Source organism: Trinickia sp. (genome assembly GCF_051953955.1).
Lineage (GTDB): Bacteria > Pseudomonadota > Gammaproteobacteria > Burkholderiales > Burkholderiaceae > Trinickia.
Window position 1 is genome coordinate 1 of the sequence record NZ_JBQCIF010000081.1, and the last position, 23,390, is coordinate 23,390.

The 23,390-nt window shown below is 65.1% G+C and carries 18 protein-coding genes and 1 pseudogene; 16 read left to right on the forward strand and 3 right to left on the reverse strand.

Annotated elements, in window-relative coordinates; genetic code table 11:
- From ACTHNZ_RS15750 to ACTHNZ_RS15775, 6 genes and pseudogenes are all read left to right on the forward strand, one after another.
- Window positions 1-368: pseudogene (locus tag ACTHNZ_RS15750) on the forward strand (carbonate dehydratase); the annotation flags it as partial.
- Window positions 361-1,575, forward strand: coding sequence for an acetyl-CoA C-acetyltransferase (locus ACTHNZ_RS15755; protein ID WP_440543457.1), 1,215 nt, complete (start codon window positions 361-363; stop codon window positions 1,573-1,575). The pseudogene ACTHNZ_RS15750 and the gene ACTHNZ_RS15755, both read left to right, overlap by 8 nt.
- Before the next feature lie 61 nt (window positions 1,576-1,636).
- Window positions 1,637-2,314: an SDR family oxidoreductase gene (locus ACTHNZ_RS15760; RefSeq protein WP_440543458.1), complete on the forward strand. Its 678-nt coding sequence runs from the start codon at window positions 1,637-1,639 to the stop codon at window positions 2,312-2,314.
- A gap of 97 nt (window positions 2,315-2,411) precedes the next feature.
- A complete protein-coding gene (locus ACTHNZ_RS15765; RefSeq protein ID WP_440543460.1) occupies window positions 2,412-3,545 on the forward strand; it encodes an acyl-CoA dehydrogenase family protein in 1,134 nt (377 codons plus the stop codon).
- Window positions 3,542-4,000, forward strand: coding sequence for a YchJ family protein (locus ACTHNZ_RS15770; protein ID WP_440543462.1), 459 nt, complete (start codon window positions 3,542-3,544; stop codon window positions 3,998-4,000). Before ACTHNZ_RS15765 ends, ACTHNZ_RS15770 begins: the two co-directional genes overlap by 4 nt.
- Window positions 4,001-4,433: 433 nt before the next feature.
- Window positions 4,434-5,765 carry a dienelactone hydrolase family protein gene (locus ACTHNZ_RS15775; RefSeq protein WP_440543463.1) on the forward strand — a complete coding sequence of 444 codons (1,332 nt, stop codon included), beginning with the start codon at window positions 4,434-4,436 and terminating at the stop codon, window positions 5,763-5,765.
- Between the two features lie 65 nt (window positions 5,766-5,830).
- Here ACTHNZ_RS15775 and ACTHNZ_RS15780 read toward each other — a convergent pair whose 3' ends face one another.
- Window positions 5,831-7,177 (reverse strand): MFS transporter, encoded by a 1,347-nt coding sequence (locus tag ACTHNZ_RS15780; RefSeq protein WP_440543464.1) that lies wholly within the window; start codon window positions 7,175-7,177, stop codon window positions 5,831-5,833.
- A gap of 363 nt (window positions 7,178-7,540) precedes the next feature.
- Between ACTHNZ_RS15780 and ACTHNZ_RS15785 the strand changes: the two genes are divergently transcribed.
- The 9 genes from ACTHNZ_RS15785 (at window position 7,541) to ACTHNZ_RS15825 (ending at window position 17,593) form a co-directional block, all read left to right on the forward strand.
- Window positions 7,541-8,635, forward strand: coding sequence for a lactonase family protein (locus tag ACTHNZ_RS15785; protein WP_440543466.1), 1,095 nt, complete (start codon window positions 7,541-7,543; stop codon window positions 8,633-8,635).
- A 450-nt stretch (window positions 8,636-9,085) separates the two neighbouring features.
- Window positions 9,086-10,477: an adenosylmethionine--8-amino-7-oxononanoate transaminase gene (gene bioA, locus ACTHNZ_RS15790; RefSeq protein ID WP_440543467.1), complete on the forward strand. Its 1,392-nt coding sequence runs from the start codon at window positions 9,086-9,088 to the stop codon at window positions 10,475-10,477.
- A complete protein-coding gene (gene bioF, locus ACTHNZ_RS15795) occupies window positions 10,477-11,661 on the forward strand; it encodes an 8-amino-7-oxononanoate synthase (RefSeq protein WP_440543477.1) in 1,185 nt (394 codons plus the stop codon). Before bioA ends, bioF begins: the two co-directional genes overlap by 1 nt.
- On the forward strand, window positions 11,658-12,389 hold the full coding sequence (gene bioD, locus ACTHNZ_RS15800; RefSeq protein WP_440543468.1) for a dethiobiotin synthase: 732 nt from the start codon (window positions 11,658-11,660) through the stop codon (window positions 12,387-12,389). Before bioF ends, bioD begins: the two co-directional genes overlap by 4 nt.
- 102 nt (window positions 12,390-12,491) lie before the next feature.
- Window positions 12,492-13,559: a biotin synthase BioB gene (bioB, locus tag ACTHNZ_RS15805; RefSeq protein ID WP_440543469.1), complete on the forward strand. Its 1,068-nt coding sequence runs from the start codon at window positions 12,492-12,494 to the stop codon at window positions 13,557-13,559.
- Window positions 13,560-13,696: 137 nt separating this feature from the next.
- Window positions 13,697-14,884 (forward strand): hypothetical protein, encoded by a 1,188-nt coding sequence (locus ACTHNZ_RS15810; protein WP_440543470.1) that lies wholly within the window; start codon window positions 13,697-13,699, stop codon window positions 14,882-14,884.
- 140 nt (window positions 14,885-15,024) lie between these two features.
- Window positions 15,025-15,987 carry a 2-hydroxyacid dehydrogenase gene (locus ACTHNZ_RS15815; protein ID WP_440543471.1) on the forward strand — a complete coding sequence of 321 codons (963 nt, stop codon included), beginning with the start codon at window positions 15,025-15,027 and terminating at the stop codon, window positions 15,985-15,987.
- 107 nt (window positions 15,988-16,094) lie between these two features.
- Entirely contained in the window at window positions 16,095-17,018 is a 924-nt protein-coding gene (locus tag ACTHNZ_RS15820; RefSeq protein ID WP_440543472.1) for a hydroxymethylglutaryl-CoA lyase, read from the forward strand.
- Between the two features lie 32 nt (window positions 17,019-17,050).
- Window positions 17,051-17,593, forward strand: a complete 543-nt coding sequence (locus ACTHNZ_RS15825; RefSeq protein WP_440543473.1) for a YbaK/EbsC family protein — start codon at window positions 17,051-17,053, stop codon at window positions 17,591-17,593.
- 245 nt (window positions 17,594-17,838) lie between these two features.
- Here the strand turns inward: ACTHNZ_RS15825 and ACTHNZ_RS15830 are convergent, their stop codons facing one another.
- Window positions 17,839-18,777, reverse strand: a complete 939-nt coding sequence (locus ACTHNZ_RS15830; RefSeq protein WP_440543474.1) for an alpha/beta fold hydrolase — start codon at window positions 18,775-18,777, stop codon at window positions 17,839-17,841.
- Window positions 18,778-18,967: 190 nt separating this feature from the next.
- Here ACTHNZ_RS15830 and ACTHNZ_RS15835 point away from each other — a divergent pair, with 190 nt between their 5' ends.
- Window positions 18,968-19,927, forward strand: coding sequence for an NAD(P)H-dependent flavin oxidoreductase (locus ACTHNZ_RS15835; protein ID WP_440543475.1), 960 nt, complete (start codon window positions 18,968-18,970; stop codon window positions 19,925-19,927).
- Between the two features lie 20 nt (window positions 19,928-19,947).
- Here ACTHNZ_RS15835 and icmF read toward each other — a convergent pair whose 3' ends face one another.
- Window positions 19,948-23,331 (reverse strand): fused isobutyryl-CoA mutase/GTPase IcmF, encoded by a 3,384-nt coding sequence (gene icmF / locus ACTHNZ_RS15840; RefSeq protein WP_440543476.1) that lies wholly within the window; start codon window positions 23,329-23,331, stop codon window positions 19,948-19,950.
- Window positions 23,332-23,390: the final 59 nt, after the last annotated feature.

Here is a 23,390-nt window from a genome sequence, read left to right on the forward strand (position 1 = left end):
CCAAGCATGCGGCCCTGCTCGAACAGTGGCCGATGGTGGCGCGCCATCGCCGGCTGGTCGAATTGAATACGATCGAGCAGGTGGTCAACGTCTGCCGCACGACCATCGTGGGCGATGCCTGGGCGCGCAGCCAACCGCTCACGGTGCACGCCCTGGCCTACGGTGTACATGACGGGCGCGTGCGTAATCTGGGCATGACGATCTCGAGTGCCGATGCGCTCGAGCAAACGTATCAACGGTGTGTGGCCGCGCTGTCGGCCGAACAGGCGGGGTCGGCGCAAAACGACGTCCTCGCCGCCGACGCCGCGAGCCTCGCGAACATCGAGCTGGTGGCTAAAGGTGTGATCAAGGAGATCAAGCATGACTGACGCAACGCGTAACACCATGCAGGAGAAGGACCCGATCGTCATCGTCTCGGCGGCCCGCACGCCGATGGCGGGCTTCCAGGGCGAATTCGCCTCGCTCACGTCGCCGCAACTCGGCTCGAGCGCGATCGCGGCCGCGCTCGAACGCTCGGGCTTGAAAGCGGAGCAAATCGAAGAAGTGCTGATGGGCTGCGTGTTGCCCGCCGGGCTCGGTCAAGCGCCGGCAAGGCAGGCGGCCCTGGGTGCGGGCCTGCCGCTTTCGACGGGCTGCACCACCATCAACAAGATGTGCGGCTCCGGTATGCGCGCGGCGATGTTCGCGCACGATATGCTCGCGGCCGGTTCGGTCGGCGTGATGATCGCGGGCGGCATGGAAAGCATGACGAACGCGCCGTACCTGCTGCCGAAGGCACGCGGCGGCATGCGCATGGGACACGGCCAAGTGCTCGATCACATGTTCCTCGACGGCCTGGAAGATGCCTACGACAAAGGCCGCCTCATGGGCACGTTCGCCGAGGAGTGCGCGAGCGCCTACAGCTTCACGCGCGAGCAGCAAGACGCGTTCGCGATCGAATCACTGAGGCGCGCGAAGCGCGCGAACGAGGACGGCTCGTTCGCCTGGGAGATCGCACCGGTGAAGGTGGCCGGCCGCAAGGGCGACGAAGTGACGATTTCACGCGATGAGCAGCCGTTCAAGGCCAACCTCGAAAAAATCGCGACGCTCAAGCCCGCCTTCAGCAAGACAGGCACCGTCACGGCCGCAAATTCGTCGTCGATTTCGGACGGCGCCGCCGCGCTCGTGATGATGCGTGCGTCGACGGCCGACCAGCTCGGTGTCGCGCCGCTTGCACGCGTGGCCGGGCATACCACGTTCGCGCAGGAGCCGTCGAAGTTCACGACGGCGCCCGTCGGAGCGATCCGCAAGCTGCTGGAAAAAAACGCATGGCGTGCGAATGACGTCGATCTCTACGAAATCAACGAGGCGTTCGCCGTCGTTACGATGGCCGCGATGAAGGACCATGCGCTGCCGCACGAAAAGGTCAACGTGAACGGCGGGGCCTGCGCGCTAGGCCATCCGATCGGTGCTTCGGGCGCCCGCATTCTCGTCACGCTGATCGGCGCACTGCGTGCGCGCGGCGCCAAGCGCGGCGTCGCGAGCTTGTGCATCGGCGGCGGTGAAGCGACGGCGATGGGCCTCGAGCTCGTTTGATCGATAGGCGTGAGGCCGGCGCATCGAGCGCGCGCCGCACCGCATCCAATGGAGGTGAACGATGAAGACAGTGTTGATCGTCGGCGCGTCGCGCGGCATCGGCCATGAGTTCGTGCGCCAGTACGATGCGGCAGGCTGGCGCGTGATCGCCACCGCGCGCGACGAGCGCGCGCTTGCCGAACTGGAAGCGCTCAATGCCGCGCCGATTTCGCTGGACGTCACCGAACCGGACGACATCGCGGCGCTCGAGACGAAGCTCGCAGGCGAACGGCTCGATACGGCGCTGATCGTGGCCGGCGTGTACGGCCCGGCCACCGAAGGCGTCGAACCGTTCACCGTCGAGGACTTCGACTACGTCATGACGACGAACGTGCGCGGTCCGATGATGCTGATACCCGTTTTGCTGCCGCTCGTCGAATCCGCCCACGGCGTGCTCGGCGTCCTATCGAGCCGGATGGGCAGCATCGCCGAGGCGACGGGCACGACGGGCTGGCTTTATCGCACGAGCAAAGCGGCGCTGAACTGCGCGTTGCGCGTCACGGCTTTGCAGACGCGGCACGCCACCTGCGTCGCGCTGCACCCCGGGTGGGTGCGCACGAGCATGGGCGGCGCGCATGCGGCGATCGACGTGGAGCGCAGTGTTTCGGGCATGCGTTCGGTCATCGCGGCCGCGTCGGTCGATCGGGAAACCTACCACGGCCGGTTCGTCCAATACGACGGCACGGCGATCGATTGGTAATCGGTAATCGGTAATCGGTAGTCCGAACGAACCCTTCGGCCGTGAGTGGCGGCGCGGAAAAACCTAACCTCATATCAGAACTAGGGAGACGTCGGCCATGGTGCTCGACCAAGACCACTCGATGATACGCGACGCCGTGCGCACGTTCGTGCGCGAGGCGATCGCACCGAATGCGGCCGCGTGGGACCGCGAGCGCACGTTCCCGAAAGACGTGCACAAGCAGCTCGCCGAACTCGGTGCCTATGGCGTGCTCGTGCCGGCCGAATACGGCGGTGCAGGGCTCGACGCGCTCGCCCTGGCCATCATGCTCGAAGAAATCGCGGCCGGCGACGGCGGCACGTCCACCGCTATCTCCGTCAACAACTGCCCTGTCTGCAGCATCCTGCTCGCCTACGGCAACGAAGCGCAAAAACGCGAATGGCTGACGCCGCTCGCGCGCGGCGACATGCTAGGGGCATTTTGTCTGACCGAACCGCAGGCGGGGTCGGACGCATCGGCGCTGCGCACCGTTGCCGTGCGCGAGCGCGACAGCTACGTCATCGACGGCGTCAAGCAGTTCATCACGAGCGGCAAGAACGGCGATGTCGCGATCGTCCTGGCCGTCACCGACAAAGCGGCCGGCAAGCGCGGCATCAGCGCCTTCATCGTGCCGACGAACACGCCCGGCTACGTCGTCGCCCGGCTCGAAGACAAACTCGGCCAGCATTCGTCGGACACGGCGCAGATCGTGTTCGAAGGCTGTCGCATTCCGGCGGCAAACCGGATCGGCGCGGAAGGCGAAGGCTACAAGATCGCACTGTCCGGCCTCGAAGGCGGACGGATCGGCATCGCGGCGCAAAGCGTCGGCATGGCGCGCGCGGCGTTCGAAGCGGCACTCGGCTATGCGCGCGAGCGCGAAAGCTTTGGGCAGCCGATCTACGCACACCAAGCCGTCCAATTTCGCTTCGCCGAAATGGCGACGCAGCTCGAAGCCGCGCGTCAGCTCGTCTGGCATGCCGCGTCGCTCAAGGACGCGGGCCTGCCATGCCTGACCGAAGCGGCAATGGCCAAATTGTTCGCGTCGGAGGCCGCCGAGCGGATCTGCTCGAGCGCGATCCAAGCGTTCGGCGGATACGGCTACGTCAGCGATTTCCCCGTCGAGCGCATCTACCGCGACGTGCGCGTCTGCCAGATCTACGAGGGCACGAGCGACATCCAGAAGATCCTGATCGCGCGAGGGCTCGCTCGATGACGATCGCATCGGCACACACGCGCAAGCCGCCACCGCTCGATTGCCCTTGCGGCGGTGCGTCGCCGGGCCGGCCGAGCGACGCCCGGCCGCCGCGTTTCGACGCCTGCTGCGGCCCCTACCTCGAAGGCGGCGCCGCGGCGCCCACCGCGCTCGAACTGATGCGCTCGCGCTACACCGCCTATGTGCTTGCCCACACAGACTACCTGCGCGCGACATGGGACCCTGCCACCTGTCCCGCCGATCTCGACGCCGATCGCGACGCACCGGACGCGCCACGCTGGCTCGGCTTGCGGATTTTGCGATTCGAGCCGAAAGACGCCCGGCACGCGATCGTCGAGTTCGTCGCGCGCTACAAGTTGCACGGCCGCGGGCATCGTCTCCACGAGGTCAGCCGCTTCGTGCGCGACGACGACGAGCACTGGCGCTACGTGGATGGCGACGTCAGCGAGCACTAACTCGCAAGCCTTTTTGGGCGATCGTTGCTGAAGCAAAGATTGCCGACACACCGACCCGGGCCGCTCGCGCGCCCCGGGTTCTCCTGCATTGCACGAACCTTTTTGGCAACGCTACGATGACCACGCTTGTGGTGCATGGGCGTTCGGACGTTTTCGTCTGAAGACTGCCGTCTGCAAATGCCGGCAACAATGGCCGCACGTAGGGTTTAAGTCTTTGCTTAACCCCTCGCGGCTTACCGCCACGCACCCCGTTCCCGCTGTTTCGCACGATCGGCTGCCGCCGTCCCGCCGCCGATGAGGCAAATTGCGGCCGGCGCCGGCCTCTATTCGGGCGACGGCGGCGCGAGCGGCTCGCGGATACTCGCTATGCCGGTGCATCGATTACTCCGGCCAGTCGACGCGAAGCGATTTTGTAATCAGGGCAGACACGCGCATGAGTTTGAAAAAGGTATTTGTCGGTGGTTTGTGCGTGTGCGCATGCGCGAGTGCGATGGCCGGCGCCGATGCGGGCGCGGGTGCGCCGAGCGATGCGCAGCATAGCCTGCGCGAAATGACGATCGCCTCGAACGATACGAGGCCGCTCAGCCACGCAAGGGTCGCCCCGCTCGACTTCGGCGCGACCGATTACGCGCTGCCCCTGCTTGCGGGCAGCATGAACGAGCATATCGTCCGCATTCCCGTCGATGCGGCCGGAACGATCACGCTCGAGGCGACCATCTACAAACCCGACGGCGACGGCCCATTCCCGCTCGTCGTTTTCAATCACGGAAAGATCGAGGGCGATCCGCGCGCACAGCCGCGTAGCCGTCCGCTCTCGTTCGCGCGCGAATTCGTGCGGCGCGGCTATGTCGTCGTCGCGCCCAATCGCGAGGGCTTCGCCGATTCGGGCGGCAACTACCGCCAGGAAGGCTGCGACGTCGAGAAGAACGGCGTGGCGCAAGCCGACGACGTCAAGGCGACGATCGCCTATATGTCGGGCAAATCGTACGTCGACGCATCGCGCATCGTCGTGGCCGGCACGTCGCACGGCGGCTTGACGACGATCGCATACGGCATGAGTGCGACGCCGGGCGTGCGCGGCCTGATCAATTTCTCGGGCGGCCTGCGGCAAGATGCTTGCACGGGCTGGCAGGACAATCTCACGCACGCATTCGAGCAGTACGGCGAGGCCGTGCACGTCCCGTCGCTTTGGATTTATGGCGACAACGATTCCGTTTGGAATCCTAATCTCACGAAGCGCATGTATGCGAGCTATGTCGAGCACGGCGCGCCCGCGCGCATGGTCGACTTCGGCGACTACAAGAACGATGCGCACCGGCTCGTCGTCGATCGCGACGGCGTACGGATCTGGTGGCCGACCGTCGAGGCGTTCCTCGCGCGCATCGGCATGCCCACGCACGTGCAGTACGAAGTTCAAGCTCCCGCCATTCCGCAACCGTCCGGCTATGCGGCGATCGACTCGATCAACGCGGTGCCCTACCTCGACGCTTCGGGACGCGCCGCGTATCGCGCGTTCTTGAGCCAATACCCGACACGTGCGTTCGCCGTGTCATCCTCGGGCGCTTGGTCCTGGGCCGAAGGCGGCGACAATCCGATGTCGGTTGCGCTCGCCAATTGCCGCAAGGAAAACGGCAATGCGCCGTGCCGGCTCTACGCCATCGACGACCACGTCGTCTGGAACGACAAGTCGCCTTCTGCTTCGCAAACGGCTTCGTCGTCGACTCGCGACAGCGGCAACGAACCGGCGCTGGCCAGCCGCGACTAGCGGGCCGTTGCGCGCCGGGGGAGCGGTGGTGCCCCGGCGTCGCGAGCGCCGGGGGAGCATCCGTTTCAGGCGCCCTTCAACTCCACGCGCTTGATGTCCTTGACGATCACGAGATAGCTGAACACCGTGACGATGGCGTTGACGCCCACGAACGCGAGCGCGCCGTTGAACGAGCCGCTCGTCGCGACGAGGTAGCCGATCACGATCGGCGTGACGATGCCGGCAACGTTGCCGAACATATTGAAGATCGAGCCCGACAGGCCGATGGCCTCCTTCGGCGCCGTATCGGCGATCACGGCCCAGCCGAGCGCGCCGAGCCCCTTCCCGAAGAATGCGAGCGACATCAAGGCGACCACGATCCAGTCGCTTCCCACGTAGTTGCAGCCGACGATGCACGAGGACAGCAGCATCCCGCCGACGATCGGCACCTTGCGCGCCACGGTGAGCGAGCGGCCGGCGCGAATGAACGCGTCCGAAGCCACGCCTCCGAGCACCCCGCCCAAGAAACCGCACACGGCCGGCAGCGAGGCGACGAATCCCGCTTTCAGAATGGTCATGTGCCGCGCCTGCACGAGATAGATCGGGAACCAAGTGAGGAAGAAGTACGTGAGCACGTTGATGCAGTACTGGGCGAGATACACGCCCACGAGCATGCGGCTGCGCAGGAGTTGGCGGACGATGGCCCAGTTCGCGCCCTTGCGTTCGGCGCGCGCCGCGCGCTGATGGCCGTTCACGACGCCGCCGCCCGCTTCGATGTGCTCGAGTTCCTGGCGATTGACGCCCGGATGATCGGCCGGGTTCTTCATGAACTTGATCCATGCGCAGGCCAACAGCAGGCCGGCCGCGCCCATCACCGTATAAACGTGATGCCACCCGTAGGCGTGCGTCACCCACGCCATGAGCGGAGTGAAGACGACGGCCGCGAAATATTGAGCTGAATTGAAGATCGCCGACGCCGTGCCGCGTTCCTTCGTGGGGAACCAGCTCGCCACGACCTTCGCGTTGGCGGGAAACGCGGGCGCTTCGGCGACGCCCATCGCGAAGCGCAGCACGAACAGGCCCACTACCGCGGCGCCCGCACTGCCGAGCACGCCGATCGCGCCTTGCAGCAGGGTGAACAACGACCACAGAAAAATGCTGACGGCGTAGACGCGGCGCGCGCCGAACCGGTCGAGGATCCAGCCGGCCGGGACCTGCGAGAGCACATAAGCCCAACTGAAGGCCGAGAAGATGTAGCCCATGCGGATCGCGTCGAGACCGAACTCGGCGCGCATTGCCGACCCCGTGACCGAGAGCGTGGCGCGGTCCGCGTAATTGAGCGTGGTGATGATGAAGATCAGCGCGAGGATCAGATAACGCACGTTGGTGCGCTTGGCGACTTCGGCTGGCGTGGCGGTGCGGCTGAGCGACATGGCGGGACCTCTTTCGGCGCGAAAGGCGACGCCGCGCTGGCTCGCCTCCGCTGTCTCCAAACGGCGCGCATCGGGCGAGCGCGCCGCATTCGAATCACTGAGGCGGCGCAACGCCGATCACACATCGTTCACGATGCGATATTCGACGTGCGCGCCTCAAGGTGTCGTGCTGAAGTTGTAATACATTGAAACTTGTTGTCGGACGTGATCGTACAATGCGGTCACCCGCGAGGCAACCTTCCACAGCGCGTTTTTCCGATACTTTAGGGTTTACGCGAATTCCTACATTGCGGTGCTGCCGTGGGATGATGCGCCAAGTTGTCGGACAACAACATCATCACAAACTGGAACGAAGAGACAGCGATGAACAAAGCAATCTTGCGTAGCCTGATCGGGGCGGCTCTGGGGGTGACGGCGTCGGTAGCCGTGCACGCGGCGACTTACGCCTATGTGTCGAATGCTGATAGTCGGGATATTTCGGTATTCCGCTTGGACGCGCAAAGCGGCGCGCTGGCTGGCGTCGAAACGGTGCCCGTGGGCGGCACCGTGATGCCGATGGCGCTTTCGCCCGACCATCATCGTCTCTATGCCGCGCTGCGCTCGAAGCCCTATAGCGTGGTGAGCTTCGCGATCGATCCGCGGGACGGCCATCTCGTCGAACTCGGCCATGCGCCACTAGCCGATAGCATGGCGTATATCTCGACCGACGGCACCGGCCGTTATCTGCTGTCGGCCTCGTACGGCGGCAACCTGCTCGCGGTGAATCGCATCGGCGAAAACGGCGTGGCGGGCGATGTCCTGCAAACCGTGAAGACGGGCCCCATGGCGCACGCCATTCGCACGTCGGCGGACAACCGCTACGCGTTTGCGTCCGTGCTCGGCGCGGACGCGTGGCTGCGCTTGAAGTTCGACGCAGCGACGGGTGCACTGACCGAAGACGAGCAGCCGGCCTATTCGCTGCCGAAGGGCTCGGGCCCCCGCCACTTCGTGTTTTCCGCGGACCAGCGCTTCGTCTATCTGATCGACGAGCTCGACGGCAAGCTGCACGCGCTGGCGTTCAATGCAGCCACGGATACGGTGAAGCCGATTCAAACCATTTCGATCCTGCCGCCCGATTTCGAGGGCGCCAAGCCCTGGGGAGCCGACGTGCATCTCACGCCCGACGGCCGCTTTCTGTACGTTTCCGAGCGCACGTCGAGCACGCTGGGGGCGTATCGCGTGAACGCGGCCACAGGCAAGCTGACGCGCATCGGCACCTATCCCACGGAAAAACAGCCGCGCGGTTTCAACATCGATCCGTCTGGCCGCTATCTGCTCGCCGTGGGCCAGCTTTCACCGACGCTGAGCGTCTACCGCATCGATTCGAAGCACGGAGCACTGAGCAAGGTCGGCCAGTATCCCGTCGGCAAGGGTGCGAACTGGGTCGAAGTCGTCAATTACGACGGGTCCAACGAATAAGCGCTCAACTAAGCGCTCAACTTCGAGCCGTAACGGTAACGCGGGCCGCCCGGGCATCTCGTGCACTCGGGTTGCAAAGACGGGCGGGCCGCCCCCTTCCTCGATTCGACGGCCGAGCAGGCATGCAATCGGTCCGCGAACCGGTTTCTTCGGGCACTCCTGCAATTTTTTTTGCTACGGGTGTGTCACTCTGCCGTCGCTAACTGAACTCATCTCGGCCGATCCGTAGAAAAGCGCCGCGAGATGCGGCCAACTGCCCATAAATGCCGATCGAGCCGCCATTTCAGGGCAGGTGCAATCGCGCGCCGAACGCGTTAATCTCACGCCGTTTTCGTCCACGCGCCGGGCGTCGAGCATCGATCGATGCATCGCAAATCGACAGACTTGTCGCGCGTTTTCCGCATGAATGGGGGCGCGACCGCGCGCCGCTTTCATGCGATGGAGCGGTGATTGAAGAGACACGTTGCACACGACCGTCAAGCGGGGAGCCCCGCGTTCGACGACGCAGCCGAACACGATTGGGTCGCCCGCAGCCTGAAGGCCGTTTGGCACCCTTGCACGCAGATGAAGCATCACGAGCGGTTGCCGCTCGTCGCCGTCGCGCGCGGCAAGGGCGCTTGGCTCTATGACCGCCACGACCGCCGCTATCTCGACGCCATCAGCTCGTGGTGGGTCAACTTGTTCGGCCACGCCAACGACGACATCAATGCCGCGTTGAAGACGCAGCTCGACACGCTCGAGCATGCGATGCTCGCGGGCTGCACGCATGAATGCGCCGTCGAACTTGCCGAGCGGCTCTCCGCGTTGACGCACGGCACGCTGGGCCACGCGTTCTTCGCGTCGGACGGTGCCTGTGCCGTCGAGATCGCGTTGAAGATGAGCTTTCACTACTGGCGCAATCGCGGCCGAGCGCAAAAGCGCGAATTCGTCTGCGTAGCCAACGGCTATCACGGCGAGACGATCGGCGCGTTGGGCGTCACCGACGTCGCCTTGTTCAAGGATGCTTACGACCCGCTGATCCGTTCCGCCCATATCGTCGCCTCGCCCGACGCGCGGCAGGCCGCGCCCGGCGAAACCGCCAGCGACGTGGCGCAGCGCGCACTCGACGACGTGCGCGCACTGCTCGAGGCGCACGGCTCGCGCATCGCCGCGCTCATCGTCGAACCGCTCGTGCAATGCGCGGCTGGGATGGCGATGCACGACAGCGCGTACGTGGCAGGGCTGCGCACGCTCTGCGACGAGTACGACGTGCATTTGATCGCCGATGAGATCGCCGTCGGCTGCGGCCGCACGGGCACCTTCTTCGCCTGCGAGCAAGCCGGCATTTGGCCCGACTTCCTCTGTCTGTCGAAGGGAATCAGCGGCGGCTACCTCCCGCTCTCGCTCGTGCTCTCACGCGACGAGATCTACGCCGCCTTCTACGACGACGACACCACGCGCGGCTTCTTGCACTCGCACTCGTACACCGGCAATCCGCTCGCCTGCCGAGCGGCGCTCGCGACGCTCGATCTATTCGAGCGCGACGACGTGCTCGCGCAAAACGAACGGAGGGCCACGCTGTTGATGGAAGCGCTATCGCCGCTCCGCTCGCATGAAGCCGTGCGGCACTTGCGCCGAACCGGAACGATCGTCGCGTTCGATGCGGCGATCGAGGGAGACGCCGCACGCACGTTCTCGCGCCGCTTCTTCGAGCAGGCGTTGTCTCACGAGTTGCTGCTGCGGCCGATCGGCACGACCGTCTACTTGATGCCGCCGTATATTTTGGATTCCGAAACGATTGCACTGCTCGCTGCGCGAACGTGCGAGACGTTCGAGGCGACGCTCGCCGCGGGAGCGCAATGATGTTTCTGCTCGATACGCTGCGCGAAGGCCTTGCCGATCTCGATGCACGCGGGCTCACGCGCAGGCGCCGCGTCGCGGATACGCCGTGCGCCGCGCATATGATCGTGGACGGGCGCGAAATCGTCGGCTTTGCCAGCAACGACTACTTGGGGCTTGCCGCTCACCCTCGTCTCGCCGATGCCGCCGCAGAAGGCGCGCATCGCTATGGCGCGGGCAGCGGCGGCTCGCATCTGCTCGGCGGTCACTCGCGCGCGCATGCGATCCTCGAAGACGAACTGGCCGCGTTCGCCGGCGGCTTCGTCGATGCGCCGCGCGCCCTGACGTTCTCGACGGGATACATGTCGAATCTCGCCGCGGTGACGGCGCTCGCCGGGCGCGGCACGACGCTGTTTTCGGATGCGCTAAACCACGCCTCGCTGATCGACGGCGCACGGTTGTCGCGCGCAGAGGTGCGCATTTATCCGCACGCCGATACCGAGGCGCTCGCGGCGATGCTCGAGGCGTCCGACGCATCGGTGAAGGTGATCGTCACCGATGCGGTATTCAGCATGGACGGCAGCATCGCGCCGCTCGCGTCGCTCCTGACGCTGGCCGAGCGGCACGGTGCGTGGCTGCTCGTCGACGATGCGCACGGCTTCGGCGTGCTCGGGCCGCAGGGCCGCGGCGCCGTGGCGCAGGCCGCGTTGCGCTCGCCGCATCTCGTCTATCTCTGCACGTTCGGCAAAGCTGTCGGCGTGGCCGGCGCCGCCGTCATCGCGCACGAAACCGTCATCGAATGGCTGCTGCAGCGCGCGCGGCCGTACATCTTCACCACGGCCGCCTCCCCAGCCGAGGCCCACGCCGTATCGGCCAGCCTCGCGCTGATCGCGGGCGAGGAAGGCGAGTCGCGCCGCCGGCATTTGCACGCGCTGATCGAGCGCACGCGCGAGATGCTGCGACGCACGCGCTGGCGCCCGATCGATTCGCATACGGCCGTTCAACCGCTCGTCATCGGCAGCAACGAGGAAACGCTCGCACTTGCCGCCCGCATGGACGCCGAAGGATTGTGGGTGCCGGCCATCCGCCCGCCGACCGTGCCCGCCGGCACTTCGCGTTTGCGCATATCGCTGTCGGCCGGCCACAGCTTCGACGATCTTGGTCGATTGCAAACTGCCCTCGCCCTCATGGAAGGAGAATCCGCATGAGTTCGCCGCTTTCTCTGTTCGTCACGGGCACCGACACCGAAATCGGCAAGACGCTCGTCTCGTGCGCGCTGCTACGCGGATTCGCAGCGGCAGGCCTCTCTACCGCCGCGATGAAACCGATTGCAGCCGGCGCGTCCTTCAACGCCGAGGACGGCCTTTGGCACAACGAGGATGCCGATCAGTTGGACGCCGCAGCGGGAGCGGTGCTGCCGCCCGAGGTCAGAACGCCGTATCTGCTCAAAGCACCGGCCGCACCGCATATCGTGGCCGCCCAAGAAGGCCGCACGCTCGCGCTGGCACCGATCGTCGAGTGTCATCGCGAAGCGCTGCGGCGGGCCGATGTCGTCGTCGTCGAAGGTGTCGGCGGGTTTCGCGTGCCGATCGATCGCGAGCACGACACGGCCGATCTCGCGGTTGCGCTCGGCGTGCCCGTCGTGCTCGTCGTCGGCATGCGGCTCGGCTGCATCAATCACGCCCTGCTCACGGCGGAAGCGATCGTTTCGCGTGGCCTGACGCTCGCGGGCTGGGTCGCGAATCGAATCGATCCGGCCATGCGCTTCGCCGATGAGAACATCGAGACGATCCGTGAATGGCTGGACCGCGAACATGGCGCACCGCTTCTCGGTATCGTGCCGCACCTTGCGCCGCCGTCCGCGGACATCGCTGCGAAGCACCTCGATATGACGACGCTGCTACGGACGCTGCGTGAACCCATTCGTGCAAGTTGATCGCCCGTTGTCGACTTGCATTTTGACCTGCCCTTTCGGCTGGTTCGATTCCAAACCGAATCCCACCCGGACTTACGTCCGCGCTTTCTCGGAGCAAAACTGATGACTGACGCCAACAACGCTACGCCCTCCGTCTCGGCGAATCACGACACCGCACGCGGCAGCGGCGCTAGCGCAAGCCATGCGCCGCGCTGGCGCGTCGCCGATGTCGTCGCACTGTACGCGTTGCCGTTCAACGATTTGCTCTACCGCGCGCAGCAAACGCATCGCGAGCACTTCGACGCGAACGAGATCCAACTCTCGACGCTGCTCTCGATCAAAACAGGCGGCTGCGAGGAAGACTGCAAGTACTGCTCGCAATCGTCGCACTACGACACGGGGCTCAAGGCCGAGAAGCTCATGGACGTCGATGCGGTGCTCGATGCGGCGCGCGTCGCGAAAGCGAACGGCGCGACGCGCTTTTGCATGGGCGCGGCATGGCGCAGCCCCAAGGAGCGCCATCTCGAGCCGATCACGGCAATGATTCGCGGCGTGAAGGAAATGGGACTCGAAACGTGCATGACGCTCGGCATGCTCGAAGACGATCAAGCGAAGGCATTGCGCGAAGCGGGGCTCGATTACTACAACCACAACCTCGATACGTCGCCCGAGTTTTACGGTCAGATCATTTCGACGCGCAGCTACCAGGAGCGCCTCGATACGCTCGAGCGCGTGCGCGATGCGGGCATCAATGTCTGCTGCGGCGGCATCATCGGCATGGGCGAATCGCGCCGCGAGCGCGCCGGGCTCATCGCACAGCTCGCGAACATGGACCCGTATCCCGAATCGGTGCCGATCAACAATCTCGTGGCGATCGAAGGCACGCCGCTCGGGCACGTGGAGCCGATCGACCCGTTCGAGTTCGTGCGGACGATTGCCGTTGCGCGGATCACGATGCCGCGTGCGGTCGTGAGGCTCTCGGCCGGGCGTCAGCAGATGGACGATGCGCTGCAGGCGCTCTGTTTCTTGGCCGGCGCTAATTCGATGTTCTATGGCGATCAGTTGCTGACGACAGGCAATCCGCAGGCGGATGCGGATCGGAAGCTGCTCGATCGGTTGGGGATGCGGGCGCAGGCGGTGGCCGCGGATGCGAAGCAAGAGGCTAGCTGCTCGACGCCTGGCTGCCGTTGAAAGGGGCGTAGGCGTTCAGATAGTAGGTGTTCCCAGTCTGCCGCATCGACTGTCGCTCGGAGCGCCGTTGCTTCGTCGGCGCAGCTGCTCTAGTGTTGGAACTCGAATCGTCCGTCGGTCGACGCGGAGAGTCCTTGATGAGCGGGCACGGTTACAAGAGAGAGAGCAGCAGAAAGCGAAAGTACGAGCGCGCCGCTGTACGCAAGCGGCGCAGCAAATCGGAGTCGCCCGGCCGTCGCGGCCGCACGCAGTCGAGTTCAGATACGAGCGACGAGCGGCGCTCGTCGTCCGATGAGGACCGATACTTGCGACGCCCCCGCGCCAACACGTACGGCGCACCTTCGCGCAGCGGCGAATTCGGGCGCGATCCATTCTCGAAGAGCGGCGGCAGCTCGCGGTCGGGATCGTCGATCTTTGCCAAGACGCCGCGTCGTGACCGGGGAAGTTCCGAGGACGAATCCCATCAACGCGATCGCTCGAAGACTTTTTCTTCGTATCGGGATAGCCGCGGGCACCCCACCAAGTCCACATCGTCGAGGCACAATTCTCCTTACCGCCACTCGAAATCAAGCGCCGGCTCGAGCGCACGCTCGTCGCCCGGTCCGCAATCGCTAATCCAAGCCAAGTTGCTGCAGTGGCGTACCGCAGGGACGTATTCGAGCGCTGCGAGCAAACAAGAGCAAAGCCAAGCAAAGGCGGCGCCATCGTCGTCGGATTCCGATCGCGAATACAAAGCGGAGTTGTCGAGCTCGCCGCAGATGTCCGGGCCGGAGGGCTTCGCCGACCCGGACACCGCGTCCCCCGTGGCTCAAGCCGCTGCCCAGCGCGCGAATGACATCGCAACCCGCCACGGTACCTATCACGTCCCACCCGCGATCACGAACTACCTCCGTTCGTACCGACCCGATGGCTCTTGGGACTCCAAACAAATCGCCGGGAGCAATCAAGACTGCGTGCTCGCGGCATTCCGGTCCGTGAAAAGAGGCATCGCTGAGGGCGAGTCGAGATTCGCGTCGAAGATGACGAGCCGCTCAGAGGATATCGCCAGCCTAGCGCAGGCTTATCACATGGAGTCGGTCGATCGCGAAACGTTGCCGTCATTTCTTCCGGCATTGATGGACCGCCAGGGGCCGCCGGCCGGCGCGACACGCGCGTTCATTTCGACACGCGCGGCGTCAGGCCCCGGCAGGCATGCATACGCCGCGATCGGTGTCGACACCAAAACTGGCAAGATCGTGGCGTGGGATCCCGATGACAACGAAAAAAACCTGAAGCTCGTCCCGATGAGTTTCATCATTAAAGCCTATGCACCTTACAAGCGCTGACGGATGCACTGAGCGCAGCCATTCGATCGCGATGCCAATGGCGGTATCGACGCACGCCGCCCGAGTCGGGCCACGGGCCGTACAATAGCGCCCATCGTCAGCCGACATGGGCCGCGACACGATCGCGCCCTAGCCATCGCATGAAGATTTTGTTCTATACGCCGCAAGCCGACGACGCGCCAGCATGGACCGCGTCGCTAGCGCGCGAGTTGCCGGCCGCCGACGTCCGCGTGTGGTCGCCCGCCGATACGGCCGCCGCCGACTACGCCGTGCTCTGGCGTCCGCCGCCAGAACTATTCGCCCACCGTGACGGCTTGCGCGCCATCTTCGTGCTCGGGGCCGGCGTCGACGCCCTGCTCGCGCTAGAGCGCCGCGGGCCCGGCACGCTGCCGGCCGGCGTGCCGCTCATACGGCTCGAAGACACCGGCATGGCCGAGCAAATGGCCGAATATGCGATTCACGCCGCGCTGCGCTACCTGCGCCGCTTCGACGAGTACGAACTCGCGCAGCGGGCACACGCTGAAGTCGGCACCGCATCTTGGCAGGCACTCACGCCCCATCCGCGCGAATCGTTTCACATCGGCGTGCTAGGGCTCGGCGCACTCGGCGCCCACGTGGCCAAAGCGCTCGCATCGTTGGGCTTCCCGGTACGCGGCTACAGCCGCAGCGCCAAAACGATCGACGGCGTCGCCACGTTCGCGGGCCGCAACGAGCGACCCATCTTCCTCAACGGCTTGAAAATGCTCGTCAACTTGCTGCCGAGCACGCCCGAAACCGACGGCATACTGAACCGCGATACATTTGCCCACCTCGCGCGAGGTGCCTATCTCGTCAATCTGGCGCGCGGTGCCCACCTCGTCGAGCGCGATCTCATCGACGCCCTCGATCAAGGTCAGATCGCCGCCGCCATGCTCGACGTCTTCGTGCAGGAACCGCTTCCAGCCGAGCATCCGTTCCGGCGCATGCCGCGCGTGACCATTACGCCGCACATCTCCGCGCTCACGCTGCGCGAACCGGCGGCGGCGCAAATTGCGCGTAAGATTGAAGCGCTTGCACGCGGCGAAAACATAGGCGGCATCGTCGATATTCGCCGCGGCTATTGAATCCGCAAATCATGGCCGATGCGCGCCGTTCATCCGCGCATGTCGCGCACCGCATGCCGGGCCGATTTGCTTAGCATTCCAAACGAATACCGTCCAGGAGACGTTTCATGTCTTTGCCCAGCACCGTGAAGATCGTCGAAGTCGGCCCGCGCGACGGGCTGCAGAACGAGAAGGAGTTCGTGCCCACCGAGGTCAAGATCGAGCTCGTGAACCGGCTCTCGGCAGCGGGTTTCCGCAACATCGAAGCCGCATCGTTCGTCTCGCCGAAGTGGGTGCCGCAAATGGCGGACGGCGCGCAAGTGATGGCGGGAATCGAGCGCCGCGCCGGCTCTATCTACTCCGTGCTCACGCCGAACATGAAAGGCTTCGACGGCGCACTAGCCGCGCATGCGGATGAAATCGTCATCTTCGGCGCGGCGAGCGAAGCGTTCTCGCAGCGGAACATCAATTGCAGCATCGTCGAAAGCATCGCGCGCTTCGAGCCCGTCGCGCGCGCCGCGAAAGAAAGCGGCCTGCGCGTGCGCGGCAGCATCTCGTGCGCACTCGGCTGCCCCTATCAAGGCGACGTCCCGGTGCCGGCCGTCGTCGACGTCGTGCAGCGCATGGCGGCGCTCGGCTGCGACGAAATCGACATTGCCGATACGATCGGCGTCGGCACGCCGGGGCGCACGCGTGAGATCTTCGCGGCCGTGACGAAAGTGTTTCCGCGCGAGCAATTGTCGGGGCATTTCCACGACACTTACGGGCAAGCGCTGGCGAACATCTACGCTGCGCTGCTCGAGGGCATCGAGATCTTCCACGCGTCCGTGGCCGGCCTGGGCGGTTGCCCCTATGCGAAGGGCGCGACGGGCAACGTGGCGACGGAAGACGTCTTGTATCTGCTGAGTGGCCTCGGCATCGACACGGGCATCGATCTCGACGCCGTCGTGGCGATCGGCGATTTCATCTCGAAGGCGATCGGACGGACGAATGCTTCGCGCGCTGGGCGTGCGTTGCTCGCCAAAGCGGCGAGCGCCGCGTGCGCATCATAAATTCGAAGAGGAACGACGAGGAAAAAAACGATATGGCCGATTCGCCCATCACTCAGACGAATCTACCCAACTCGACGGATGCCGCCGAGCCGCTCGCCGCCCTGCCCGATTCGGCGCAACGCGTCGCGTTGCTGCTGCGCGAATGCGGGCACGAGAAGCCCGTGGTCATGCTCCAACAAACGGGCAAGACGTCCGCCGAGGCCGCCGCGGGACTCGGCTGCTCCGTCGCGCAGATTGCGAAATCGATCCTGTTCCGCCGGCGTGACGACGATACGCCCGTGCTCGTCGTCGCAAGCGGCGTCAATCGGGTGGATGAAGAGAAGGTCGCGCGGCATGTCGGCGACATCGCCCGGGCCGATGCGAAGTTCGTACGAGAAAAAACAGGCTATGCGATCGGCGGCGTCTGTCCCATTGGACATCTGACCCCGCCCATTACACTCATCGATTCGGACCTGCTGCAGTTGGACAGCTTGTGGGCCGCAGCCGGCCATCCGCATGCCGTCTTCAATTTGTCGCCGCAGGAATTGATTGCATTGACGGGTGCGCCCGTCGTGGATGTCGCACTACGGGCGTAAGCGGCATCGCGGCAAAGCCTAGAATGGCCGGAACGCGCGGCATCGCCGCGCGCTAAAAAAAGAAAGCCGTTCATCATCGAGGACGAACGGCGCAATTTCCGACGTGATCAGCGTCAGTTGTCATCATACCGGCACGGCTCGTTGCATCGCATCGGTGATTTCCCCACGGATCGTGGGCTCCGCTGTCAGTCGCATTAAGCGCACGGCGTCATCGAGCGCTACACGGTGCAGGTCGCCCCGTGCGCTCAAGCGCGGTGGCCCTTGATGCGCGCTTCGCCGTCCACGCCGCGCTCGCCCGTTTCGTCGGCCTCGAAGAAATCGTGGATCTCGGCGATCAACGCATCGGGCGCTTCCTCTGGGATGTAATGACCGCAGGGCAGCGCGCGGCCACTGACGTCGCGCGCCACTTTCTGCCACTCGCGCAGCGGATCGAAACAGCGGGCGACGACGCCCTCCTGGCCCCATAGCACGCGCAGCGGACAGCCGATCTTGCTGCCACGCTCGAGATCCGCCCGGTCGTGCTCGAGATCGATCGTCGCCGATGCGCGATAGTCCTCGCACATTGCGCGGACGGCCCCGGGCGCGCGCAACGCATCACAGTAGGCCCTCAGGGCATCCGGGTCGAACGGTGCAAGCCCTGCATGACGGTTGCCCATGACGCCCTTCACGTAGGCTTCCGGGTCCGCGCCGATCAGCGTCTCGGGCAGCGGCTGCGGCTGAATCAGAAAGAACCAATGAAAATAGGCCGTCGCGAATGCACGGTCGGCGGCCTCGTACATGGCAAGCGTCGGCGCGATGTCGAGCAGCATCATCCGCTCGACGGCATCCGGGTGATCGAGCGCCATCCGATGCGCAACCCGCGCGCCGCGATCGTGCGCACAAACGAGAAAGCGCTCGAACCCGAAATGCCGCATCACGGCGACTTGATCGGCCGCCATCGCCCGCTTCGAGTACGGCGCGTGCGTATCGTCGCTCGCAGGCTTGGCCGAACGGCCATAGCCGCGCAGATCGGTCGCGACCACGGTGAAGTGCTCGGCTAGACGTTCAACGCAGCGATCCCAGATCCGGTGCGTCTGCGGATGGCCGTGCATCAGCAACAAAGGGGGGCCGTCGCCGCCCTTCTGCCCATAGATCTCGACGCCGCCGGCGTCGACGTGAAACGGTGTAAAGTCGGCGAAACTCATCACGTTCGCTCCTGCCTCTTATCGTTGTTCGAACTTCTCGTATTCTAGGCGCGTGGGCTGCGCGCACTCGTTCGGCGCGCCACCAAACGTAGAACCAGAGCACTCCCTCCAAATCTCAAGGCCGCAATATGGCCGTGTTGATCGCCTATAATTCGAACGTTCGTTCTTTTATGAAGAGGAGACACGCGTCATGGCCCTGCCCGCCGTCCTACAGAATCTGACGCTGCCTGTCGTCGCGTCGCCGATGTTCATCGTCAGTTATCCCGAACTCGTGCTGGCGCAGTGCAAGGCGGGGATCGTCGGCTCGTTCCCGGCGCTGAACGCGCGGCCGGCCGAAGTGCTCGACGAATGGCTCACGCAGATGGGGGAAGCGCTGGCCGCGCATCGCGCCGCGAACCCCGGAGCGAAGATCGGGCCGATCGCGGTCAACCAGATCGTGCATCAGTCCAATGCGCGGCTCGAGCACGACGTGCGTGTCTGCGTCGATCACGAGGTGCCGATCTTCATCACGAGCTTGCGGGCGCCGGCCAGGGAGATCATCGATGCCGTCCACAGCTACGGCGGCATCGTGCTGCACGACGTCGTCAATCTGCGCCATGCGCAGAAGGCGCTGGACGCAGGCGTGGACGGCCTGATCCTCGTCGCGGCCGGCGCGGGCGGGCACGCGGGCACGATCTCGCCCTTTGCGCTCGTCGGCGAGGTACGCCGCATTTTCGACGGCCCCATCGTGCTGTCGGGCTCGATTGCCAACGGCGGCTCGATTCTAGCCGCGCAGGCGATGGGCGCCGATCTCGCCTACATGGGCACACGGTTCATTGCGACTGCCGAAGCGCACGCCATCGATGACTACAAGCATGCGATCGTCAATGCGAGCGCGTCGGACATCATCTATACGAACCTGTTCACGGGCGTGCACGGCAACTACATCCGCGAGAGCATCGTCAACGCCGGGCTCGATCCCGATGCGCTGCCCGTGTCCGACAAGACGAAGATGAACTTCGGCGGCGACAAGGCGAAGGCATGGAAGGATATTTGGGGCGCCGGTCAAGGCGTCGGCTTGATGGACGACGTGCCGAGCGTGGCCGAACTCGTCGCGCGCCTGAAGCAGGAATACGACGAAGCGAAAGCACGCATCCTGTCGGCACGGTAACCGGCCAGCGGCCACCGCCCTTACATATTCCGCCGGTATTGCCCGCCGACCTCGAACAACGCGTGCGTGATCTGCCCGAGCGAGCAGACGCGCACCACGTCCATCAGCACGGCGAACACGTTGTCACCGGCGATGACGGCGCGCCGCAAACGCTCCAGCATCGGGCCGGCCTCGTCGCGATGACGCGCCTGAAACGCGGCGACGCGATCGAGCTGGTTTTGCTTCTCCTCGCGCGTCGAGCGCGCCAACGCTAGCGGCCCGTGTCCGTGTCCATCGGGCACCTCGTCGCCGACGAACGTGTTGACCCCCACGATCGGATAGGAGCCGTCGTGCTTGCGATGCTCATAGCGCATCGATTCATCTTGAATGCGCCCGCGCTGGTATCCCGTTTCCATCGCGCCGAGCACGCCGCCTCGCGCGGTCAGACGATCGAACTCGTCCAGCACGGCGGCTTCGACGAGATCGGTGAGTTCCTCGATCACGAAGCTGCCTTGATTGGGGTTCTGATTCTTGGCGAGGCCCCATTCGCGATTGATGATGAGCTGAATCGCAATCGCGCGCCGTACCGATGCCTCTGTCGGCGTCGTAATCGCTTCATCGAACGCATTCGTATGCAGCGAATTGCAGTTGTCGTAAATCGCAATCAGCGCTTGCAACGTCGTGCGGATGTCGTTGAAGGCAATTTCTTGGGCATGCAGGCTGCGGCCCGACGTTTGGACGTGATACTTGAGCTTCTGGCTGCGCTCGTTGGCGCCGTACCGCTCGCGCATCGCCACGGCCCATATGCGGCGAGCCACTCGGCCGAGCACCGTGTACTCGGGCTCCATCCCGTTCGAAAAGAAGAACGACAAGTTCGGCGCGAATCCGTCGATCGGCATGCCGCGCGCGAGATAGGCCTCGACGTACGTGAAACCGTTTGCGAGCGTGTAGGCGAGCTGCGTGATCGGGTTCGCGCCGGCCTCCGCGATGTGGTAGCCCGAGATCGACACCGAATAGAAATTGCCGACGCCGTGCTCGATGAAATAGGCCTGGACGTCGCCCATCATCTTCAAGCTGAATTCCGTCGAGAAGATGCAAGTGTTTTGGCCTTGATCTTCCTTCAAGATATCGGCTTGCACCGTGCCGCGCACGTCGTTCAAGGCGCGTGCGCGCGTCTCGTCGATTTCGCGCTCGGTCGGCTCGCGGCGCTCGTCCGCGCAGCGCGCCCGCAGCCGTTCCAGTTGCTGATCGATCGCCGCGTTGAAGAACATCGCAAGAATCGTCGGCGCTGGGCCGTTGATCGTCATCGACACCGACGTCGCCGGATCGCACAAGTCGAAACCGTCGTAGAGCGTTTTCATGTCGTCGAGCGTGGCCACCGATACGCCCGCGTTGCCGATCTTCCCGTAGATGTCGGGCCGCTCGTTCGGGTCCTCGCCATAGAGGGTGACCGAATCGAAAGCCGTCGATAGGCGCCGCGCCGGCATGCCTTCCGAGAGCAGCTTGAAACGCCGGTTCGTGCGCGGCGGATCGCCCTCGCCCGCGAACATGCGTGTCGGGTCCTCGTTCTCGCGCTTGAACGGAAACACCCCCGCCGTGAACGGGAAATAGCCGGGCAAGTTTTCGAGCATGAGCCAGCGCAGCGTTTCACCGGGATCGACGAACTTCGGCAGCGAAACCTTGCGGATCGGCGTGCCCGAGAGCGTCGTCACGGTCAGCGGGGTGCGGTGCTCGCGGCCGCGAATCGTCACGACGCGCTCGTCGCCCGCGTATTCGGCCACGATGCCGGGCCAGGCCTCGAGCAGCGCGCGCTCGCGCTGGCCGAGACGGCGATCGCGCTCGGCGATCAGCGCGTCGAGGCGCGCCTGCAGCGGTTCGGAAGCGCCGCTTGCGTCCGCCCCCTGCGCGGCCATCCGCTTCGCTTCGGTCAGTTGCCATTGCTCGCGCGCGCATTGCGCCTGCTCGCTCGCGCGCGCCCGGTAAGCACGAACGGTCTCGGCGATGTCCGACAGATATCGCGTCCGGGCCGCGGGCACGATCGCACCGCCCTCGCGCGAATGGCGCATCCCATCGAGCCTCGGCAGACGTGCGCCGAGCGCTCCCCCGCTTTCGGGCACGCGCAATCCGAGTTCGTGCAACGCATCCGCGATTCGGCCATAGAGCGCCGTCACGCCATCGTCGTTGAAGCGCGATGCGATCGTGCCGAGCACGGGCATGCGCTCGGGGTCTTCCGCGAACGCCCCTCGGTTGCGCTGCATCTGCTTGGCAACGTCGCGCAACGCGTCGAGCGCACCGCTGCGATCGAACTTGTTGATCGCAACGAAATCGGCAAAATCGAGCATGTCGATCTTTTCCAATTGACTCGCTGCGCCGAAGTCGGGCGTCATCACGTAAAGCGAGCGGTCCGCCACCTGGGCGATTGCGGCGTCGCCTTGCCCGATGCCCGAGGTCTCGACGATGACCAAATCGAAGCCGGCCGCCTTGCAGGCCGCGATCGCGTCAGGGACGACGTCGGGCACCTCGCTCGCCGCCTGGCGCGTCGCAAGCGAACGCAGGAAGACGCGCGGGCCGCTACCCCAGTCGCCGATCGCATTCATGCGGATCCGATCGCCGAGCAGTGCACCGCCCGACTTGCGCCGCGAAGGGTCAATCGCAAGGACGGCGATCGACAGCGTATCGCCGTAGTCGAGCCTGAAGCGTCGCACGACCTCGTCGGTCAGCGACGACTTGCCCGCGCCGCCCGTGCCCGTCACGCCGAGTATCGGCACGGGCGGGGCGGCCTGCGCATGCTGGACGAGCGCCGCACGCACCACGTCGTCGGCTCGGCCGTTCTCGAGCGCGGTGATCAGCTTTGCGAGCGCACGGCGGGCCTGCGGTGCGCCACCGGTCAGCATGGCTAGCCATTGGGCGGCATCGGCGCCGGCGTCGGTTCGCGCCTCCTCGGGCGCTTGGCCGCGCTTCGCCGCCGCCGTGCAGCGGGCGATCATGTCGTCGATCATCCCTTGCAGCCCGAGCCGCTGCCCGTCCTGCGGCGAATACAGGCATTCGACGCCGTAGCGCATCAGTTCTTCGATTTCATCAGGGACGATCACGCCGCCCCCACCGCCGAAGACGAGGATGCGCTCGCCGCCGCCGGCACGCAGCGCATCGACGAGGTATTTGAAGTACTCGACGTGGCCGCCTTGGTAGCTCGAGACGGCAACGCCGTCGACATCCTCGTCGAGCGCCGCGCTCGCGACTTCGGCCACGGACCGGTTATGGCCGAGATGGATCACCTCGACGCCGCTCGCCTGCAAGATGCGTCGGATGATGTTGATCGCCGCATCGTGGCCGTCGAATAGGGCGGCGGCCGTGACGAAACGCAACGGCCGGGCGGCCGCGGGCCGCGTCGGGCCGAGACGTTGCGGCGTCGAAAGGTCGGTCATGGGTGCCCCCGCTCGAGCGTGCCGGCTTGCGCACCGGATGCTCGCAGTATAGGCAACGG

Excerpts from the sequence above, each read along its gene's own strand:
- ACTHNZ_RS15755 (WP_440543457.1), top strand. The coding sequence starts at position 361 with ATGACTGACGCAACGCGTAACACCATGCAGGAGAAGGACCCGATCGTC.
- ACTHNZ_RS15760 (WP_440543458.1), top strand. The coding sequence starts at position 1,637 with ATGAAGACAGTGTTGATCGTCGGCGCGTCGCGCGGCATCGGCCATGAG.
- ACTHNZ_RS15765 (WP_440543460.1), top strand. The coding sequence starts at position 2,412 with ATGGTGCTCGACCAAGACCACTCGATGATACGCGACGCCGTGCGCACG.
- ACTHNZ_RS15770 (WP_440543462.1), top strand. The coding sequence starts at position 3,542 with ATGACGATCGCATCGGCACACACGCGCAAGCCGCCACCGCTCGATTGC.
- ACTHNZ_RS15775 (WP_440543463.1), top strand. The coding sequence starts at position 4,434 with ATGAGTTTGAAAAAGGTATTTGTCGGTGGTTTGTGCGTGTGCGCATGC.
- ACTHNZ_RS15780 (WP_440543464.1), bottom strand. The coding sequence starts at position 7,177 with ATGTCGCTCAGCCGCACCGCCACGCCAGCCGAAGTCGCCAAGCGCACC.
- ACTHNZ_RS15785 (WP_440543466.1), top strand. The coding sequence starts at position 7,541 with ATGAACAAAGCAATCTTGCGTAGCCTGATCGGGGCGGCTCTGGGGGTG.
- bioF (WP_440543477.1), top strand. The coding sequence starts at position 10,477 with ATGTTTCTGCTCGATACGCTGCGCGAAGGCCTTGCCGATCTCGATGCA.
- bioD (WP_440543468.1), top strand. The coding sequence starts at position 11,658 with ATGAGTTCGCCGCTTTCTCTGTTCGTCACGGGCACCGACACCGAAATC.
- bioB (WP_440543469.1), top strand. The coding sequence starts at position 12,492 with ATGACTGACGCCAACAACGCTACGCCCTCCGTCTCGGCGAATCACGAC.
- ACTHNZ_RS15810 (WP_440543470.1), top strand. The coding sequence starts at position 13,697 with ATGAGCGGGCACGGTTACAAGAGAGAGAGCAGCAGAAAGCGAAAGTAC.
- ACTHNZ_RS15815 (WP_440543471.1), top strand. The coding sequence starts at position 15,025 with ATGAAGATTTTGTTCTATACGCCGCAAGCCGACGACGCGCCAGCATGG.
- ACTHNZ_RS15820 (WP_440543472.1), top strand. The coding sequence starts at position 16,095 with ATGTCTTTGCCCAGCACCGTGAAGATCGTCGAAGTCGGCCCGCGCGAC.
- ACTHNZ_RS15825 (WP_440543473.1), top strand. The coding sequence starts at position 17,051 with ATGGCCGATTCGCCCATCACTCAGACGAATCTACCCAACTCGACGGAT.
- ACTHNZ_RS15830 (WP_440543474.1), bottom strand. The coding sequence starts at position 18,777 with ATGAGTTTCGCCGACTTTACACCGTTTCACGTCGACGCCGGCGGCGTC.
- ACTHNZ_RS15835 (WP_440543475.1), top strand. The coding sequence starts at position 18,968 with ATGGCCCTGCCCGCCGTCCTACAGAATCTGACGCTGCCTGTCGTCGCG.
- icmF (WP_440543476.1), bottom strand. The coding sequence starts at position 23,331 with ATGACCGACCTTTCGACGCCGCAACGTCTCGGCCCGACGCGGCCCGCG.